Genomic DNA, 18985 nt, shown 5'->3' with positions numbered 1-18985 from the left:
TGCCCTGCCGACGCCGTTAGGCTCGTCGATCAGTACGCCGTCCACCGACCTTGGGAGCCTGAAGTGGCCAGCATCGATGCAATCCTCGCCCGCGAGATCCTGGACTCGCGCGGCAACCCGACGGTCGAGGTCGAGGTCGCACTGGACGACGGCGTCGTCGGTCGCGCGGCCGTTCCCTCCGGCGCGTCCACCGGCCAGTTCGAGGCGGTCGAGCGTCGCGACAACGACAAGAAGCGCTACCTCGGCAAGGGCGTGCAGGACGCGGTCGACGCGATCGGCGAGGAGCTGGCCCCGCACCTGCTCGGCTTCGACGCCAGTGAGCAGCGCCTGGTCGACGCCGAGATGATCGGCATCGACGGCACCCCCAACAAGGGCAAGATCGGCGCCAACGCGATCCTGGGCGTCTCCCTCGCCGTCGCGAAGGCGGCCGCCGAGTCGGCCGACCTGCCACTCTTCCGCTACGTCGGCGGCCCCAACGCGCACGTGCTGCCGGTGCCGATGATGAACATCCTGAACGGCGGGTCGCACGCCGACTCCAATGTCGACATCCAGGAGTTCATGATCGCCCCGATCGGCGCGGAGTCCTTCCGCGAGGCACTGCGCTGGGGGGCGGAGATCTACCACAGCCTGAAGTCGGTGCTGAAGAAGCAGGGCCTGTCGACCGGCCTCGGCGACGAGGGCGGTTTCGCACCGAACCTGGAGAGCAACCGCGCGGCGCTGGACCTGATCCTGACCGCGATCGAGAAGGCCGGCTACACCCCGGGCAAGGAGATCGGTCTGGCCGTCGACGTCGCGGCCAGCGAGTTCTTCGACAAGGGCGGCTACCAGTTCGAGGCCACGAAGAAATCGGCCGAGCAGATGTCCGCCTACTACGCACAGCTGGTGGCGGACTACCCGCTCGTCTCGCTCGAGGACCCGCTGCACGAGGACGACTGGGACGGCTGGAAGACCCTGACCGACCAGATCGGCCACCAGGTGCAGATCGTCGGCGACGATCTCTTCGTCACCAACCCCGAGCGACTGCAGCGCGGCATCGACACCGGCACGGCGAACGCGCTGCTGGTGAAGGTCAACCAGATCGGTTCGCTGACCGAGACCCTCGACGCGGTCACGCTGGCCCAGAGCAACGGTTTCCGCTGCATGATGAGCCACCGCTCGGGCGAGACCGAGGACACCACGATCGCCGACCTCGCGGTCGCCACCAACTGCGGTCAGATCAAGACCGGCGCGCCCGCCCGCTCGGACCGCGTCGCGAAGTACAACCAGCTGTTGCGCATCGAGGAGGAGCTGGACGACGCGGCGACGTATGCCGGCGCCTCGGCGTTCCCGCGTTTCACCGCCTGAGCAGGGAGAGACACCGTCATGCCGCGCGACCCGCGCTCGACCCGGCCCGCGCAACCGCGTGGGCACAGTTCGCGACCTGCGGCGAGCCGCCCCGCCGGGTCGCGGCCGACCCGTACACCGCGTGCCTCGTCGACGTCGGGCGGCGCGGCCCGTGCTGCACGCCGGCGTCGTACGCCGCGCTCGATGCGCCGGCTCACGGTGCTCGGCGCGCTCGTGGTCTTCCTCGCGGTGCTCATCACCCCCACGCTGCGCAGCTACCTGCGGGCCCAGGGCGACATCAACGGCATGCGCAGTCAGGTGGCCTCCCAGCAGGCCGACATCCGCTCACTGCAGGCGCAGCAGAAGGAGTGGAACGACCCGGCGTACGTGAAGGCGCAGGCCGCCAAGCGCCTGGGTTTCGTGGCACCGGGCGGCACGCTCACGATCGTGGTCGACAAGCAGGGCACGACGCACCCCGTGACCAAGTCGGGCGTGGTAGCGGCGACCACGGCGTCCAGCACCCACCCGTGGTACGGGCAGCTGTGGCAGTCGCTGGTGCGCACCCCGCCCCGATGACCAGTCCGATGACGACGAGCTCCATCGGTGAGGCCGACCTCGCGGCGATCGAACAGCAGCTCGGCCGGGTGCCGCGCGGCGCGATCGACGTGGCGGCCCGGTGCCCGTGCGGCTGCCCGGCCGTGGTCCGCACGCTGCCGCGACTGCAGGACGGCACGCCGTTCCCCACGACGTACTACGCGACCTGCCCGCGCCTGACCGGCGCCATCAGCACCCTGGAGTCCCAGGGCATGATGCGCGAGATGACCGAGCGGCTAGAGCAGGACCCCGACCTGGCCGCACGCTACCGATCCGCGCACGAGGACTATCTGCGGCACCGCGCCGAGCTCGGCGATGTGCCCGAGATCGCCGGGATCTCCGCCGGCGGGATGCCGACCCGCGTCAAGTGCCTGCATGTGCTCGTCGCTCACTCGATGGCCGTCGGCCCCGGTGTGAACCCGCTCGGCGACGAGGCGCTGGCCGCGCTACCCGCGTGGTGGACCGGCGGTTGCTGCTCCCCGGAGGCCGAGTGACCCGGGTCGCGGCGGTCGACTGCGGCACCAACACCATCCGACTGCTGATCGCCGACAGTGACGGCGCTCGCCCGCCCGTCGACGTGGTGCGCCGGATGGAGTTCGTCCGGCTCGGACAGGGCATCGACGCCACCGGCCGGATCGCGCCGGATGCCATGGGCCGTACCCTGGCCACGGCTCGCGAGTACGCCGCCCAGTGCACCGAAAACGCCGTCACCGCAGTGCGATTCGTCGCCACCTCGGCGTCCCGCGATGCATCGAACGCCGAGGAGTTCGTGGCCGGCGTACGCCAGGCCTTCGCCGCGTACGACGTCTCACCCGAGGTCGTCACCGGCGACGAGGAGGCGCGGCTCAGCTTCCGGGGAGCCACCGGCGACCTGATCGCGACCGGTGTGCCCGGCCCCTACCTGGTCGTCGACCTGGGTGGCGGCTCCACCGAGTTCGTTCGTGGCGGACGCACCGTGGACGCGGCGCTGTCCACCGACATCGGCTGCGTACGGATGACCGAGCGGCACCTGCGCTCCGACCCGCCGACCGCTGCGCAGATCGATGCGGCCACCCGCGACATCGACGCCGCCGTCGACCGGGCGCAGGCACAGGTCGGCTTCGACGGGGTCGCGACCCTCGTCGGCCTCGCCGGGTCGGTCACGACCATCACCGCGCACGCGCTGCAGCTGCGCGCGTACGACCCCGCCGTCATCCACGGCGCCAGCCTCCCGGTGGAGCAGATCCTCGCGTCCTGCCGGGCGATCCTGGCGGCGGACCGGGCCGAGCGGGCTGCCATGCCGTTCATGCACCAGGGGCGCGTCGACGTCATCGGCGCGGGTGCGCTCATCTGGAGCCGCATCGTGACCCGGTTGGCGCAGACCGCCGGGATGGAACAGGTACGCGCGAGCGAGGCCGACATCCTCGACGGCATCGCGCTCTCACTGCTGCACACCGACTGAGGGACGTGTCGACTGGGGGACGTGGCGTCGCACGCCCGCCCGCCCCGTCTGGCTAGCCTGTCTCTGCCCTCGTAGCCCAATCGGCAGAGGCAGGCGACTTAAAATCGCTCGAGTGCGGGTTCGAGTCCCGTCGGGGGCACCGGTCACGGCCATATCGAGACAGCGCGCCACACGGCCCGGTGGGTCCCCTGATCTCCCACCGGGCCGTGCTGTCGTCATGCGGCGCGGGTCATTTGACCTCGCTGCGCCGCAGACGGACGACGCCTGCGATGAGTGGTAGGACCACCCACACGAGCCCCGCCACCCCCAGCTGTGCCCAGTTCTCGGCGGTCATCGAGGCATCGACCAGCGGACTGGTCGCCGAATTGAGGTCCAGCCAGGGCTGCACACCGTGCAGACCGTGCACGAGGTCGCCCACGATCGTCCACGCCTGGGGGAGCACGAGATAGGAGACGATCGCCGCGGGCGTGTTCTGCAGCACCAGACCGAACGCGACCCCCTGCACGACGGCGAGCAGCTGGGCGAGCACCACGCCGCCGATCGTCAGGGCGTCCAACGACCAGGTCGGGTGGCCGCCGCGGAGCACCTCGCACAGCCCGGTCGCCACGACGGCGAGGAGGACGGCTGTCGCGAGCACGAGCAGACCGAGCAACGCAGCGGAGGCGAGCTTGGACCGGCCGACCCTCGTGCGATCCGGCTCGAGCGCGAACGTGACCAGACCCGTTCGCTGAGTCCACTCGGACGTCACGGTGATGATGCCGAGCAGCGGCAGCAGGATCGACTGCGGGATGACGGTCGCGGTCAGGAAGTCGCTCAGATCCTTGTGAGCGTCGGCAGACCCGGTGAAGATGACGATGCCGACGACGATGGCCGTGACCGCAGTGATGCCGATGAGCAGCCATCGGCCCGCGCGGGTGTCCAGGATCTTGCGGAGTTCGACGTGCACCAGCCGGGTGAAGGGCACAGCGCGGTCGTCGGGGGCCGGCAACCGGGCGGGCAGCCGCGGTGCAGTGACCCGGGAGGTCTCTACGGTGGTCATCCCGGCACTTCCTCTCGTGCGTCGGCGGCGGTCAGCCGCAGGAACATGTCTTCCAGGCCCGCGGATCCCGCCGGTGCCAGAAGGGTCAGGACCACGCCGTGCCGGGCGGCGAGTGCGCCGATCTCAGCCGGGTCCGCGCTGACCCGCAGGCCGTCACCGTCGGGGACGGACCGCAGACCGGCGTCCGCCAGCACTCGTTCGAACTCCGGGTCGTCGGTCGAGCGCACCGTCGTGCCGGTGGCCTGCATCAGTTCGTTCTTGGGACCGCGGGCGACGATCTTCCCGCGGCCGATGACGAGCAGCTCGTCCGCGACGACCTCGATCTCGTGCAGCAGGTGGGAGGACAGCAGCACGGTGCCGCCCTGGTCGGCGTATCCGCGCAGCAGCGTGCGCATCCATCGGATGCCGGCGGGGTCCAGACCGTTGGCGGGTTCGTCCAGGATGAGCACCTCGGGGTCGCCGAGCAGGGCGTGGGCGATTCCGAGGCGCTGGCGCATCCCGAGCGAGTAGTTCCCGATGCGGCGCCCGGCCTCGGCCTCGGTCAGCCCCACCAGATCGAGCAGCTCCTCCACCCGGGTGCGCGCCAGTCCCATCGTGACGGCGCCGAGGGTGAGCACCTCGCGGCCCGTGCGGCCCGCGTGCTGCGCGGACGCGTCCAGCAGCACGCCGACGTGGCGACCGGGGTTCGGCAGGGCGGCGTACGGACGATCGAGCACGGTCGCCCGCCCGGAGGTCGCGGGCGTGAGCCCGCAGACGATCCGCATGCAGGTGGACTTGCCCGCGCCGTTCGGGCCGAGGAAGCCGGTGACGGCCCCCGGGCGCACGGTGAAGGACACGTCGTTGACGGCGGTGTACCCGCCGTAGCGTTTGGTCAGGTTCTCGACTGTGATCATGACGACCACGCTGCCGAAAGCCGCAGGGGTCGCACATCGGCCGTGCGCATACGGCGTGTGCGACTTCGGTAGGGGGTCGGCGGTCCGTCGGGATGGGATGCTGCGCCACGGAGGGCCCGGGCCCGTGATCCGCCCTAGGGTCGGCAGGGTGACGAGCGATGTCCGGATCCGGATGCCCCGGTGGTGGAGCGAGACGTGGCGTCTGCTCGCGTCCGCCGTGGTCGGCGCGTTGCTCTGGCTGGCGACGGTGGCCGACGGCACGACGGCTCATTACCACTTCCACGACTGGTGGCCCTACGTCGATCTCCTCGCGGGAGCGCTGCTCCTGCCGTTGTTGTTGCTGCGCCGCCGCCGGCCGCTTGCTGTCACGCTCGTCCTCATCGCGTCCACGGCGGTGGTGGCCAGCACGGTCGCCGCGGCCGGGATCGCGCTCATCTCCCTCTGTACGCATCGCGTGCGACGAGACGTCGTCCTCGCCGGGACCGCCTGGATCGTCACCGGAGTGGTGTTCAGCGCGGTGCACCCCGCGGACACGGATCTGGGCGAGCGGGTCACGAATCTGACGACCAGCGTGCTGTCGCTCGCGTTCGCCGTGGCGGTCGGACTGTTCATCGGGGCCCGGCGGGAGCTCGTGGCACAACTGCACGAACGCGCCGAGACCGCCGAGCGGGAACGGGACCTGCGCGTCGCGCAGGCGCGGGCCGGAGAGCGGGCCCGGATCGCCCGCGAGATGCACGACGTCCTCGCGCACCGGATCTCGCTGGTCGCGATGCACTCCGGCGCCCTGGCCTACCGCGCGGACCTGCCCCCCGACCAGGTCCGCGAGACCGCGACCCTCATCCAGGAGAACTCCCACCTGGCACTGACCGAGTTGAGGGAGGTGCTGGGGGTGCTGCGCGATCCGGATCTGGACCAGAGTCAGGTGGCGGCTCCACTGCCCACCCTGGCGCAGTTGCCCGCGCTCATCGACCACGAACGGGAGGCCGGAGCGTCCATCGAGGCCGACACCGAGGGCGATCTGAGGTCGGTGCCGGAGCCGGTGTCCCGCAACGCTTTTCGTATCGTCCAGGAGTGTCTGACGAACGCTCGCAAACACTCCCCGACCTCGCAGGTCGCCGTCCGGATCGAGGTGGCCAACGGCGCCGGCGTGCAGATCGAGGTCAGCAACGCGATGGCGACGCCGTCGTCGGGCCGCGGCGCGGATGCGCCGACGCGTTCGGGCCTCGGCCTCATCGGTCTCACCGAGCGCGCGGTGCTGGCCGGCGGCGAGCTCACCTACGAGGTCGACCGGGCGCACCGTTTCCTGGTCCGCGCGTCGCTGCCGTGGGAGCGTGCCGGCCATGGTTGAGCAGGATGTGGGCGGCGTCGAGGTGGTCCTGGTCGACGACGAGGCGCTGGTACGCGCCGGATTGCGGATGATCCTGGGCGGTGCGCCGGACATCACCGTCCTGGCCGAGGCCGGCGACGGCCTCGAGGCACTCGACGTGGTCGCCCGGCATCGACCGGACGTCGTCCTCATGGACATCCGGATGCCGCGGCTGGACGGGATCAGCGCGTGCGATCAGATGGTGCGGCGCTACGCCGACGACGTCCGGGTGATCGTCCTCACCACGTTCGACACCGACGACCTGATCCTGCGTGCGCTGCGGGTGGGAGCCAGCGGGTTCCTGTTGAAGGACACGCCACCGGACCGCCTGGTGCAGGCCGTGCGGGCCGTCGCGGACGGCGAGCCGATGCTGTCGCCGACCATCACGGCGAGCCTGATGAGCAGAGTCGCCTCCAGCGGCGACGACGACCGCGGGGCCGCGGCACGCCACCGGCTCGATCGGCTCACCGACCGCGAACGGGAGGTGGCGATCGGGGTGGGGGAGGGTTCTGTCCAACGCCCAGATCGGCCGGCAGCTCTATCTGAGCGTGCCGACCATCAAGGCGCACGTCTCGCGGGTGCTCACCAAGTTGGAGGCGGCCAACCGCGTCCAGGTCGCGATCACCGTCCACGACGCGCGACAGAGCCGCTGAAACCGCGCGGTTCCGGTGCTCGCCGGGGTTCGCGGGGAACCGGCGGGCCCCCTCGATCGTCATAGGATGTGACGCAGGTGTGCGCCGATGGGGCGCACCGTCTCGGCTTCGGAGGAAGCAATGCCCACGAACCCCGTCTTCTCGCGTTTCAACCGCGAGCTGTCGCAGGGGAAGTACGCCGGGATCGGCCAGCCGCAGTTCGGTCAGCGCGGCCAGGCGACTCCTTACAACCCGCCGCCCCGCGACCCGTACGGCCCGCCTCCGGGCGGCTACGGCCAGCAGGCGCCGCAGGGATACGCCCCGCAGCCGACCTTCGACAAGCCGGAGCAGGGGTACGGCTTCCCGCCGGTGACCACCGGCCAGGGTCGTGCGATGACTCTCGACGACGTCTTCGTGCGCACGCTGACACTCTTCGGTCTCCTGGTCGTCTCGGCCGCGGTCTCCTGGTTCATCTCACGGGGCGACCAGTCCGTGGGGCTCGCCATCTGGATCGGTGGCATGTTCGTCGGGCTCGGAATCGGGCTGGCCATCGCCTTCATGAAGAAGGTCTCGGTGCCGCTGATCCTCACCTACGCCGTGGTGGAGGGGCTCTTCGTCGGAGCGTGCAGCCAGTACTTCAACACGATCTGGCCCGGTGTGGTCGCCCAGGCCGTGCTCGGCACGGCCTGCGTCTTCGTGGCGATGTTCGCCGGCTGGAAGTTCGGCCTCATCAAGGTGACCGAGCGCAGCCGGAAGATCTTCTTCATGGCGCTCGTGGGCTACATGCTCTTCGGGTTGATCAACCTGGTGCTGCAGTTCACCGGTGTGCTCGGCGGCTTCGGCTTCTTCGGGATGGGCGGCATCGGCATCGCGCTGTGCCTGATCGGCATCGCGCTCGCGGCGTACTCCCTCGCCATCGACTTCGACTCCATCACCCGCGCCGTGCAGGCCGGGCTCCCCGAGAAGTACTCCTGGCTGATGGCGCACGGTCTGATCGTCACGATCGTCTGGCTCTACCTGGAGCTGCTGCGGCTGCTCGCGCGGATGCGCAACTGACGCCACCCGCACCACGCACAGGGCCGCCGCCCGGGGATATCCCGGGCGGCGGCCCTGCGTCGTACGTCGGTCGGTGACCCGTCCGTAGTCTCGCGGGCATGGACTCGCGCACCGCACTGCAACTGTCGGCCTGGCGTCGCGAGGTGGCCCAGCTCTACGCGCAGGTGCGCGTGAGCGCCGACGCGGCCGAGGGTCACGCACGTTGGCGCGCGGGAAGGGAGTCGTTGTTCCTGCACCACTCGCAGAGCCCGTTGGCCGCCGGAGACCCTCTGCGCCGCCACGGGATCCCGGTGTGGCCCTACGACCCGGCTCTGCGGTGGACGCTCCCGCTGGAGCCCGCGGGCGCGCCGCAGCAGCTCGCCATCGACTCGGGCGCCGACGGATCGACCAGCCTGAGCCTGGCCGGGTGGATCACCCTTCCGGACCCGTTCGATGCGCGCGTCGCCGTCTGGTGGCTGGACCAGTACGCCGGCGGCCTCTTCCTGCCGCTACGCGACGGCACCGCGGGCAGCACGTCGTACGGCGGCGGACGCTATCTGCTCGACACGGCCAAGGGCGCGGACCTGGGAGGCGCCGGGCAGGAGATGGTCGTGGACCTGAACTTCCTCTACCACCCGTCCTGTCGCTACGACGACCGCTGGGTGTGTCCGCTGGCGCCGGCCCAGAACATCATCGAGCAGTCCGTCGAGGCCGGCGAGCGGATGCCGTGAGGACGCGCGTCCTCAGGCCAACTGCGCGAGCAACTCGCCGAGCCGTTCGCCGAGGTGGGCGGAGCGGCCGCTCGCGCACGCGTCGAAGACCGCGACCGACAGCTGGTCGACCGCGGTCGCCGGACCGAGATCCGGGATGTCCGCCGGGTCCAGTTCCGCGGACAGGGCGGCGAAAGCACGCACCGTGGCGGACAGTGCGTCCGCCCGGTCGACCGGCAGCTGACGCCACCGGAGGGTCACCCGCTGCAGGGCGCGCCGGACGTCGTCCGGACGCGGATCCTGCAGCAGGGCGACACCGCCGGTGCCGGCCATCGCGACGATCGAGCTGACCGAGATGTCCGAGGTCAGGACAGTCGCTCGTAGATGACGGCCATGCCCTGGCCGCCGCCGACGCACATGGTCTCCAGGCCGAACGTGCCGTCGACCTCGCGCAGCCCGTTGAGCAGGGTGGTGGTGATCCGAGCGCCGGTCGACCCGAACGGGTGGCCGAGCGCGATCGCCCCGCCGTGCACGTTGAGCTTGTCGAAGTCCATCTTCAGGTCGTCCGCGGACGGCAGCACCTGAGCGGCGAAGGCCTCGTTGATCTCGTAGAGGTCCATATCGGCGATGGTCAGGCCGGCGCGGTCCAGCGCCTGCCGTGACGCCTCGACCGGTCCGAGACCCATGATCTCGGGCGACAGCGCCGAGACGCCGGTGGACACGACGCGGGCCAGCGGGGTCAGGCCGAGCTCCTTGGCCTTGACGTCGCTCATGACGACGACCGCCGCGGCGCCGTCGTTCAGCGGGCAGCAGTTGCCGGCGGTGACGGTGCCGTTCTCGCGGAAGACCGGCTGCAGTGCCTCCACCTTCTCCAGGGTGACGCCGGCGCGGGGGCCGTCGTCACGGGAGACGACGGTGCCGTCGGGAAGCGTGACGGGGGTGATCTCGCGCTCGAAGAAGCCGGAGGCGATCGCGGCCTCGGCACGGTTCTGGCTGCTGACGCCCCACTCGTCCTGACGGCGACGGCTGATGCCCCGGGAGCTGGCGACGTTCTCGGCCGTCTGGCCCATCGCGATGTAGATGTCGGGCAGCTGGCCGTCCTCGCGCGGGTCGTGCCAGGACGCGCCGGTCTTGGCGGTCTGCTCGGTGCGGGCGATCGCGTCGGCGAACTTCGGGTTCTGCCAGTCGGCGGAGGTGCCGCCGGCGCCGGAGAACGACGCGTAGCGCGACACGCACTCCACGCCGCCGGAGATGAAGACGTCGCCCTCACCGGCGCGGATGGCGTGCGCTGCCATCCGGGTGGTCTGCACGGAGGAGGCGCAGAAGCGGTTCACCGTGGAGGCGGGGACGTGGTCCAGGCCGGCGAGGACGGCGACGACGCGGGCCATGTTGGCACCGTGCTCGCCCCAGGGCTCGGCGCAGCCGAGGTAGAAGTCCTCCACCAGCGCGCGGTCCAGGCCGGGCACCTTGTCGAGCGCGGCCAGCACGGCCTGGGTCGCCAGGTCGTCCGGGCGGATGTCCTTCAGCGATCCCTTGAACGCACGACCGATCGGCGTGCGGGCGGTGGAGACGATGACGGCCTCGGGCATTGCGGCACTCCTGGATCACTGGGGGATAGCTGGGGATTGCTCTCATCTGCCCGGCATGACATCGCTCGGACTGAGGGCGATCCTATGCGAGCGGTGACGGTCGACGAATGGCCCCGGTGGCGTGCTCGCCACGGGCCCAGGACCGCTCAGACGTCTGCGGTGTCGACGCTGGACTCGTCCCGCAGGTCACCGTCCGCGGATCCCGCGTCGGGACCGTCGGCGGGCGCTCGCGGCTCGTCCTGCGTGTCGGGCAGCGGGGTCCGGTGCCGCCGCAACAGGACCGCCCAGCGGCCCTGCCGACTGCGCGTGTCGCCGCTGACCTCGGTGCCGGCGACCTCGGTGCCGGGGTCGCGCACGGCGTACGTGGCGGCGACGGAGACCGGGCTGATGCCCTCTCCACGGCGTACGTCGGGGGTGCGATCGGTGTCCGCCGACGCGAAGCCGAGGGAGTCCAGGACGCTGGGCAGCAGTGCGGAAGCGGCCCGGGCGTAGCCGGCGGCCGACGGGTGGAAGCGGTCCTTGCTGAACATGACCTGCGGGGTGCTGCGGAACTCGTGCCCGAGCAGGTCGCCGAGGGAGACCGTGCGGCCGCCGTGCTCCACGACCCCCACGGTCTGGGCCGCGGCGAGATCGCGGGACCACCGCTGCGCCAGCAGTCGTAGCGGCTGGGGCACCGGCTCGATGACGCCGAGGTCCGGGCAGGTGCCCACCACCACCTGGCATCCCGCCTCGCGAAGCGCGACGACGGTCGAGGACAGGTAACGGACCGAGGTGGAGCGCGCCATCCGCTGGGTGACGTCGTTGGCGCCGACCATGATGATGCAGACGTCGGGGTGCGGCAGCAGGGCCAGCGCCTGCTCGACCTGGCGATCCAGGTCGGTGGACACGGCGCCTACGACGGCGAAGTTGGTCAGTCGGACGGGGCGACCGGCGATAGCGGCCAGCGCGGTGGCGTTGATCGCGCCGACGGTCTGGTGCGGCAGGTCCGCGCCGAGGCCCTTCGCCGTGGAGTCGCCGAGCACCAGCAGGTCCAGCGGCACACCGGGCGCGGAGCCGTAGGTGCCCTGATCATCGGGTGCGCCGTCGAACGGATGCCCGACGATCCGGCGGGCCATCGCCGCCTCGCCCTTCAGCACGGCCCACCCCGTGACTCCGACGAGTCCCGCGCCGACGGCTCCGATGCCGCCGCCGTACGCCGCGCGCGCCGCGATCTTGCGTGCCCGTCGTGCTCTACCCATGTCGGTGCTGACCTCCTCTCGCGCGAACCGCGGACAGGTGCCCCTGCCCTGACCTGATCGTCTCATCCGGGGCGGGGACTGGGACGTCGTGGGCTGAATACGCCTGCGACCATGGAGGCATGAAATACGCCGAGCACATCGCCGACCTCGTAGGGGAGACCCCCTGGTCAAGTTGAACCGTGTCACCGAGGGCATCGCCGCCACGGTGCTCGCCAAGGTGGAGTACCTGAACCCGGGGGGATCGGTGAAGGACCGGATCGCCTTGCGGATGGTCGAGGCGGCGGAGGCGTCGGGCGCACTGCTCCCCGGCGGGACGATCGTGGAGCCGACGTCCGGCAACACCGGGGTCGGCCTGGCGCTGGTGGCACAGCGCAAGGGGTACCAGTGCATCTTCGTGTGCCCGGACAAGGTCGGTGAGGACAAGCGTGCGGTGCTGCGCGCGTACGGCGCGAAGGTCGTCGTGACGCCCACCTCGGTCCCGCCGGACCACGCGGACAGCTACTACTCGGTCTCGGACCGGATCGCGGCAGAGACCCCGGGCGGCTGGAAACCGGACCAGTACTCCAACCCCGAGGGACCCAACTCGCACTACAGGTCCACGGGCCCGGAGATCTGGAGGGACACCGACGGTGCGTTGACGTCGTTCGTCACCGGCATCGGCACCGGCGGGACGATCACCGGCACCGGTCGCTACCTGCGGGAGGTCTCCGCGGACAGGGACGGCGGACGGGTGCGGATCATCGGCGCGGACCCCGAGGGCTCGGTCTACTCCGGAGGCACCGGCCGTCCCTACCTGGTGGAGGGGGTGGGCGAGGACATGTGGCCCGCGGCGTACGACCCGAGCGTGGTCGACGAGGTCATCCCGGTCTCCGACGCGGAGTCGTTCGCGATGACCCGTCGGCTGGCCCGCGAGGAGGGGCTGCTCGTGGGTGGCTCGTGCGGCATGGCCGTGGTCGCCGCGCTGCGGCACGCGGCGACGCTGCCGGCGGAGGCGACCGTCGTGGTGCTCCTGCCGGACTCCGGACGCGGCTACATGGGCAAGATCTTCGACGACGAATGGATGGCGTCGTACGGCTTCCTGCGCGAGCACACCGAGCGCACGGCCGGGGAGCTGCTGAAGCGCAAGGCGGGGGACATGCCGGCGCTGGTGCACACCCACCCCAGCGAGACGGTCCGCGACGCGATCTCGATCCTGCAGGAGTTCGGCGTCTCCCAGATGCCCGTGGTGAACGCGGAGCCGCCGGTGATGGCCGGCGAGGTGGCGGGCTCGGTGAGCGAGCGCTCCCTGCTCGACGCCCTCTACGCGGGGAAGGCGAGCCTGACCGATTCCGTGGGCAGCCACATGGACGAGCCGCTGCCGCTGATCGGCGCCGGGGAGCCGGTTTCGGAGGTGCGTGCGGCCCTCAGCGGCACCGACGCGGTGATGATCGTGCGGAACGGCAAACCGACCGGCGTCCTGACGCGGGCGGACCTGCTCGGCGAGTTCGCTGAATGAGCCCAATTCCCTGTGCTCGCAGGGAATTTGGGTCGGCCCGGGGCTCGATTTGCACACCGCGCGGAACGTGCCGTACTGTTCCTCAGGTCAGCGCGAAACGGGCTGGCGGATCCGGCTGGACGGGGCCACGCGGCCCCTGCTAGCCTGGATCCTGTTCGGAGCCAAGTGCGCGAGGACCTAGGTCTGACGCCCAAGAGCCGAGCAGAACCTGAGGAAGACAGTTCCGGGTGATCGTCGCATTGTGGCGCTTGACCGGATGCCTGATCGTTTCTTGATAACTCAACAGCGTGTCGAGTGATTGATGCCAGATTTTTTGTTTGGTTGATGTTGACGAAGTTTTATCTTCTGTTGATTTCAGCCGGGATTGGATTTTGCAGAATAGGTTTTTTGGAGAGTTTGATCCTGGCTCAGGACGAACGCTGGCGGCGTGCTTAACACATGCAAGTCGAACGATGATGCCCGCAGCTTGCTGTGGGTGGATTAGTGGCGAACGGGTGAGTAACACGTGAGTAACCTGCCTTTCACTCTGGGATAAGCCTTGGAAACGAGGTCTAATACTGGATATGACTCACCGTCGCATGGTGGTGGGTGGAAAGCCTTATGGTGGTGGATGATGGACTCGCGGACTATCAGCTTGTTGGTGGGGTTGTGGCCTACCAAGGCGATGACGGTTAGCCGGCCTGAGAGGGTGACCGGCCACATTGGGACTGAGACACGGCCCAGACTCCTACGGGAGGCAGCAGTGGGGAATATTGCACAATGGGCGAAAGCCTGATGCAGCGACGCCGCGTGGGGGATGACGGCCTTCGGGTTGTAAACTCCTTTCGCTCGTGACGAAGCCTTTCGGGGTGACGGTAGCGGGAGAAGAAGCACCGGCTAACTACGTGCCAGCAGCCGCGGTAATACGTAGGGTGCGAGCGTTGTCCGGAATTATTGGGCGTAAAGAGCTTGTAGGCGGTTTGTCGCGTCTGCTGTGAAAGCCCGGGGCTTAACTCCGGGTCTGCAGTGGGTACGGGCAGGCTAGAGTGTGGTAGGGGAGACTGGAATTCCTGGTGTAGCGGTGAAATGCGCAGATATCAGGAGGAACACCGATGGCGAAGGCAGGTCTCTGGGCCATTACTGACGCTGAGAAGCGAAAGCATGGGGAGCAAACAGGATTAGATACCCTGGTAGTCCATGCCGTAAACGTTGGGCGCTAGGTGTGGGCCTCATTCCACGAGGTCTGTGCCGTAGCTAACGCATTAAGCGCCCCGCCTGGGGAGTACGGCCGCAAGGCTAAAACTCAAAGGAATTGACGGGGGCCCGCACAAGCGGCGGAGCATGCGGATTAATTCGATGCAACGCGAAGAACCTTACCAAGGCTTGACATACACCAGATCGCAGCAGAGATGTTGTTTCCTTTTGGTTGGTGTACAGGTGGTGCATGGTTGTCGTCAGCTCGTGTCGTGAGATGTTGGGTTAAGTCCCGCAACGAGCGCAACCCTCGTTCCATGTTGCCAGCACGTAATGGTGGGGACTCATGGGAGACTGCCGGGGTCAACTCGGAGGAAGGTGGGGATGAGGTCAAATCATCATGCCCCTTATGTCTTGGGCTTCACGCATGCTACAATGGCTAGTACAGAGGGTTGCGATGCCGCGAGGCGGAGCGAATCCCTTAAAGCTGGTCTCAGTTCGGATTGGGGTCTGCAACTCGACCCCATGAAGTCGGAGTCGCTAGTAATCGCAGATCAGCAACGCTGCGGTGAATACGTTCCCGGGCCTTGTACACACCGCCCGTCAAGTCACGAAAGTTGGTAACACCCGAAGCCCACGGCCTAACCACCTTGTGTGGAGGGAGTGGTCGAAGGTGGGATTGGCGATTGGGACTAAGTCGTAACAAGGTAGCCGTACCGGAAGGTGCGGCTGGATCACCTCCTTTCTAAGGAGCGATACACCTGCGGTCGCCGAGTGTGTGGCCGGGTGTGCTCATGGGTGGAATCATCAATCATGGTGCTGTTGTTCTGGTGCTGTTCGTGTCGTAGTACTACCGGGTTGGTTCCTTTGCGGGGCTGGCCGTGGTGTGGAGGCGTGCGGGTGGTGGCAGGCGGGAGTGTCGACACGCTGTTGGGGTTATGAGGAAACGATCGTTGTTTTCTCTTGTTTGGTGGCACCTTCAGGTCCTGGTCCCGCGTGTGTGGGGTTGGTGATCGGTTGGGTGTGTGTTGTTTGAGAATTACACAGTGGACGCGAGCATCTTTGTTTTTGTGGCTCAAGTTTTTAAGGGCGCACGGTGGATGCCTTGGCACCAGGAACCGATGAAGGACGTAGGAATCTGCGATAAGCCTCGGGGAGCCGATAACCAGGCTGTGATCCGAGGGTTTCCGAATGGGGGAACCCACCACGAGATATGTCGTGGTACCCGCATCTGAACTCATAGGGTGTGTGGAGGGAACGTGGGGAAGTGAAACATCTCAGTACCCACAGGAAGAGAAAACAACATGTGATTCCGTGAGTAGTGGCGAGCGAAAGCGGAAGAGGCTAAACCGTAGTTGTGTGATACCTGTCAGGGGTTGCAGCTGCGGTGTTGTGGGGCCGGTCTTTTTCATCTCTGACAGGATGGAGGACAGTAAAAAATCGCGCGTGTAGGTGAAGCATCTTGAATGGTGCGGCGTAGAGGGTGTGACTCCCGTAACCGAAACATGTGTGACTGTCTGGACTGGTACCCGAGTAGCACGGGGCCCGTGAAATCTCGTGTGAATCTGGCAGGACCACCTGCTAAGCCTAAATATTCCCTGGTGACCGATAGCGGACAAGTACCGTGAGGGAAAGGTGAAAAGTACCCCGGGAGGGAGTGAAATAGTACCTGAAACCGTGTGCTTACAATCCGTCAAAGCCGACATGTGCGGTGATGGCGTGCCTTTTGAAGAATGAGCCTGCGAGTTAGTGCTCAGTGGCGAGGTTAACCCGTGTGGGGTAGCCGTAGCGAAAGCGAGTCCGAAGAGGGCGTTTGAGTCGCTGGGTCTAGACCCGAAGCGGAGTGATCTACCCATGGCCAGGTTGAAGCGCCGGTAAGACGGCGTGGAGGACCGAACCCACTTAGGTTGAAAACTGAGGGGATGAGCTGTGGGTAGGGGTGAAAGGCCAATCAAACTCCGTGATAGCTGGTTCTCCCCGAAATGCATTTAGGTGCAGCGTCACGTGTTTCTTACCGGAGGTAGAGCTACTGGATGGCTGATGGGCCTCACCAGGTTACTGGCGTCAACCAAACTCCGAATGCCGGTAAGTCAGAGCGTGGCAGTGAGACGGCGGGGGATAAGCTTCGTCGTCGAGAGGGAAACAGCCCAGATCACCAGCTAAGGTCCCTAAGCGTGTGCTAAGTGGAAAAGGATGTGGAGTTGCTGTGACAACCAGGAGGTTGGCTTAGAAGCAGCCACCCTTTAAAGAGTGCGTAATAGCTCACTGGTCAAGTGATTCCGCGCCGACAATGTAGCGGGGCTCAAGCACACCACCGAAGCTGTGGCATTCACACAGTCCCCTAGGTACCAGGCTTGTCCTGGTGGTTCAGGGGTGTGGATGGGTAGGGGAGCGTCGTGTGGGCAGTGAAGCGCCGGGGTGACCCAGGCGTGGAGGCCACACGAGTGAGAATGCAGGCATGAGTAGCGCATGACGGGTGAGAAACCCGTCCGCCGAATAACCAAGGGTTCCAGGGTCAAGCTAATCTGCCCTGGGTAAGTCGGGACCTAAGGCGAGGCCGACAGGCGTAGTCGATGGACATCCGGTTGATATTCCGGAACCGGCGAAGAACCGCCCATATCGAATCAGGGGATGCTAACCATCCGAACCCACCGTTTCGCGTGCGTCACCTTTCGGGGTGGTGGACGTGTTGTGTGGGGGAGCGTGGGACCCGATCTTGTAGTAGGTAAGCGATGGAGTGACGCAGGAAGGTAGCCTCCGCGTGGCGATGGTTGTCCACGTCTAAAACTGTAGGGAGTGGTGTAGGCAAATCCGCACCACACATATCCTGAGAGTTGATAGTGACCACGAATGTGGGAAGTAGGGTGATCCTATGCTGCCAAGAAAAACTTCTAGCGAGGTTCGAGCCGCCCGTACCCTAAACCGACTCAGGTGGTTAGGTAGAGAATACCAAGGCGATCGAGTGAATCGTGGTTAAGGAATTCGGCAAAATACCCCCGTAACTTCGGGAGAAGGGGGCCCAATCCTTGAAACCCTATGCGGGTTAGGGGTGAGGGTCGCAGAGACCAGGGAGAAGCGACTGTTTACTAAAAACACAGGTCCGTGCGAAGAAGTAATTCGATGTATACGGACTGACGCCTGCCCGGTGCTGGAACGTTAAGGGGACCGGTCAGTCACTTTCGGTGGCGAAGCTGAGAACTTAAGCGCCAGTAAACGGCGGTGGTAACTATAACCATCCTAAGGTAGCGAAATTCCTTGTCGGGTAAGTTCCGACCTGCACGAATGGCGTAACGACTTCTCCACTGTCTCAACCACGAACTCGGCGAAATTGCAGTACGAGTAAAGATGCTCGTTACGCGCAGCAGGACGGAAAGACCCCGGGACCTTTACTATAGCTTGGTATTGGTGTTTGGTACGGTTTGTGCAGGATAGGTGGGAGACTATGAAGCGGGCACGCCAGTGTTCGTGGAGTCATCGTTGAAATACCACTCTGGTCGTTCTGAGCACCTAACTTCGGTCCGTGATCCGGATCAGGGACAGTGCCTGGTGGGTAGTTTAACTGGGGCGGTTGCCTCCTAAAGAGTAACGGAGGCGCCCAAAGGTTCCCTCAGCCTGGTTGGCAATCAGGTTTCGAGTGTAAGTGCACAAGGGAGCTTGACTGTGAGACAGACACGTCGAGCAGAGACGAAAGTCGGGACTAGTGACCCGACGGTGGCTTGTGGAAGCGCCGTCGCTCAACGGATAAAAGGTACCCCGGGGATAACAGGCTGATCTTGCCCAAGAGCTCATATCGACGGCATGGTTTGGCACCTCGATGTCGGCTCGTCGCATCCTGGGGCTGGAGTAGGTCCCAAGGGTTGGGCTGTTCGCCCATTAAAGCGGTACGCGAGCTGGGTTTAGAACGTCGTGAGACAGTTCGGTCCCTATCCGCTGCGCGCGCAGGAAACTTGAGAAGACCTGTCCCTAGTACGAGAGGACCGGGATGGACGAACCTCTGGTATGTCAGTTGTCACGCCAGTGGCACGGCTGATTCGCTACGTTCGGAAGTGATAACCGCTGAAAGCATCTAAGCGGGAAGCACGCTTCAAGATGAGGTTTCCATCACCCCTTGGGGTGTGAAGGCACCCAGCTAGACTACTGGGTTGATAGGCCGGATGTGGACACACCGTAAGGTGCGTAGCTGACCGGTACTAATCTGCCGACAACTTGACACCACAACCAAAACTTTAAGAGCTTGCTCGCGTCCACTGTGTGATTCTGGAACAACACACCCACCCCACCACCACCCCGAACACAGGGGTCGCGTGGTCGTAGGCAGGTCGCATAGTTCCATAGTGTTACGGCGGTCATAGCGAAGCGGGAAACGCCCGGTCCCATACCGAACCCGGAAGCTAAGCCCTTCAGCGCCGATGGTACTGCACACGGGAGTGTGTGGGAGAGTAGGACACCGCCGAACT

At 66.6% G+C, this 18985-nt stretch carries 13 protein-coding genes, 1 tRNA gene, 3 rRNA genes and 2 pseudogenes; 14 read left to right on the top strand and 5 right to left on the bottom strand.

Annotated elements, in window-relative coordinates; genetic code table 11:
* Positions 1–63: 63 nt before the first annotated feature.
* The 5 genes from eno to LVQ62_RS00070 all read left to right on the top strand — a co-directional run bounded on the left by eno (position 64) and on the right by LVQ62_RS00070 (position 3497).
* Positions 64–1344: a phosphopyruvate hydratase gene (eno, locus tag LVQ62_RS00090; protein ID WP_208051425.1), complete on the top strand. Its 1281-nt coding sequence runs from the start codon at positions 64–66 to the stop codon at positions 1342–1344.
* 183 nt (positions 1345–1527) lie between these two features.
* Positions 1528–1899, top strand: a complete 372-nt coding sequence (locus LVQ62_RS00085) for a septum formation initiator family protein (protein WP_179479103.1) — start codon at positions 1528–1530, stop codon at positions 1897–1899.
* Positions 1896–2411 carry a DUF501 domain-containing protein gene (locus tag LVQ62_RS00080; protein ID WP_370639650.1) on the top strand — a complete coding sequence of 172 codons (516 nt, stop codon included), beginning with the start codon at positions 1896–1898 and terminating at the stop codon, positions 2409–2411. The genes LVQ62_RS00085 and LVQ62_RS00080 overlap by 4 nt, the downstream gene beginning before the upstream one ends.
* A complete protein-coding gene (locus LVQ62_RS00075; RefSeq protein WP_233763468.1) occupies positions 2408–3358 on the top strand; it encodes a Ppx/GppA phosphatase family protein in 951 nt (316 codons plus the stop codon). The genes LVQ62_RS00080 and LVQ62_RS00075 overlap by 4 nt, the downstream gene beginning before the upstream one ends.
* 65 nt (positions 3359–3423) lie before the next feature.
* Positions 3424–3497 (top strand) — tRNA-Leu (locus LVQ62_RS00070).
* Between the two features lie 90 nt (positions 3498–3587).
* On the opposite strand, the gene LVQ62_RS00065 is transcribed toward LVQ62_RS00070, so the two are convergent.
* Positions 3588–4397 carry an ABC transporter permease gene (locus tag LVQ62_RS00065; protein WP_233763466.1) on the bottom strand — a complete coding sequence of 270 codons (810 nt, stop codon included), beginning with the start codon at positions 4395–4397 and terminating at the stop codon, positions 3588–3590.
* Positions 4394–5290 (bottom strand): ATP-binding cassette domain-containing protein, encoded by an 897-nt coding sequence (locus LVQ62_RS00060; protein WP_233763464.1) that lies wholly within the window; start codon positions 5288–5290, stop codon positions 4394–4396. Before LVQ62_RS00060 ends, LVQ62_RS00065 begins: the two co-directional genes overlap by 4 nt.
* A 148-nt stretch (positions 5291–5438) precedes the next feature.
* Here LVQ62_RS00060 and LVQ62_RS00055 point away from each other — a divergent pair, with 148 nt between their 5' ends.
* From LVQ62_RS00055 to LVQ62_RS00040, 5 genes and pseudogenes are all read left to right on the top strand, one after another.
* Positions 5439–6638: a sensor histidine kinase gene (locus tag LVQ62_RS00055; RefSeq protein WP_233763462.1), complete on the top strand. Its 1200-nt coding sequence runs from the start codon at positions 5439–5441 to the stop codon at positions 6636–6638.
* Positions 6631–6942: pseudogene (locus tag LVQ62_RS17650) on the top strand (response regulator transcription factor); the annotation flags it as partial. The gene LVQ62_RS00055 and the pseudogene LVQ62_RS17650, both read left to right, overlap by 8 nt.
* Positions 6943–7204: 262 nt before the next feature.
* Positions 7205–7309, top strand: coding sequence for a LuxR C-terminal-related transcriptional regulator (locus tag LVQ62_RS17645; protein ID WP_370639694.1), 105 nt, complete (start codon positions 7205–7207; stop codon positions 7307–7309).
* 120 nt (positions 7310–7429) lie between these two features.
* On the top strand, positions 7430–8344 hold the full coding sequence (locus LVQ62_RS00045; protein ID WP_179479117.1) for a Bax inhibitor-1/YccA family protein: 915 nt from the start codon (positions 7430–7432) through the stop codon (positions 8342–8344).
* Between the two features lie 98 nt (positions 8345–8442).
* Complete coding sequence (locus tag LVQ62_RS00040) at positions 8443–9054, top strand: DUF1684 domain-containing protein (RefSeq protein ID WP_233763460.1); 612 nt, start codon at positions 8443–8445, stop codon at positions 9052–9054.
* A gap of 12 nt (positions 9055–9066) precedes the next feature.
* On the opposite strand, the gene LVQ62_RS00035 is transcribed toward LVQ62_RS00040, so the two are convergent.
* The 3 genes from LVQ62_RS00035 to LVQ62_RS00025 all read right to left on the bottom strand — a co-directional run bounded on the left by LVQ62_RS00035 (position 9067) and on the right by LVQ62_RS00025 (position 11860).
* Positions 9067–9366, bottom strand: coding sequence for a hypothetical protein (locus tag LVQ62_RS00035; RefSeq protein WP_233763453.1), 300 nt, complete (start codon positions 9364–9366; stop codon positions 9067–9069).
* 32 nt (positions 9367–9398) lie between these two features.
* Complete coding sequence (locus LVQ62_RS00030) at positions 9399–10622, bottom strand: acetyl-CoA C-acetyltransferase (protein WP_179479123.1); 1224 nt, start codon at positions 10620–10622, stop codon at positions 9399–9401.
* A gap of 146 nt (positions 10623–10768) precedes the next feature.
* Entirely contained in the window at positions 10769–11860 is a 1092-nt protein-coding gene (locus LVQ62_RS00025; RefSeq protein WP_233763451.1) for an SGNH/GDSL hydrolase family protein, read from the bottom strand.
* 119 nt (positions 11861–11979) lie between these two features.
* On the opposite strand from LVQ62_RS00025, the pseudogene LVQ62_RS00020 reads away from it, so the two are divergent.
* The 4 genes and pseudogenes from LVQ62_RS00020 to rrf all read left to right on the top strand — a co-directional run bounded on the left by LVQ62_RS00020 (position 11980) and on the right by rrf (position 18984).
* A pseudogene (locus tag LVQ62_RS00020) lies at positions 11980–13355 on the top strand (cystathionine beta-synthase).
* Between the two features lie 384 nt (positions 13356–13739).
* Positions 13740–15273, top strand: a 16S ribosomal RNA gene (locus tag LVQ62_RS00015).
* A gap of 328 nt (positions 15274–15601) precedes the next feature.
* Positions 15602–18742 (top strand): 23S ribosomal RNA (locus tag LVQ62_RS00010).
* A 124-nt stretch (positions 18743–18866) separates the two neighbouring features.
* Positions 18867–18984 (top strand): 5S ribosomal RNA (gene rrf / locus LVQ62_RS00005).
* The 16S, 23S and 5S rRNA genes sit together here, the layout of an rRNA operon.
* Position 18985: the final 1 nt, after the last annotated feature.

It is taken from the genome of Allobranchiibius sp. GilTou73 (genome assembly GCF_021391335.1).
Classification (GTDB): domain Bacteria; phylum Actinomycetota; class Actinomycetes; order Actinomycetales; family Dermatophilaceae; genus Allobranchiibius; species Allobranchiibius huperziae.
Note: the sequence above shows the minus strand (reverse complement) of the source record. Positions and strands in the feature narration are given on the sequence as shown.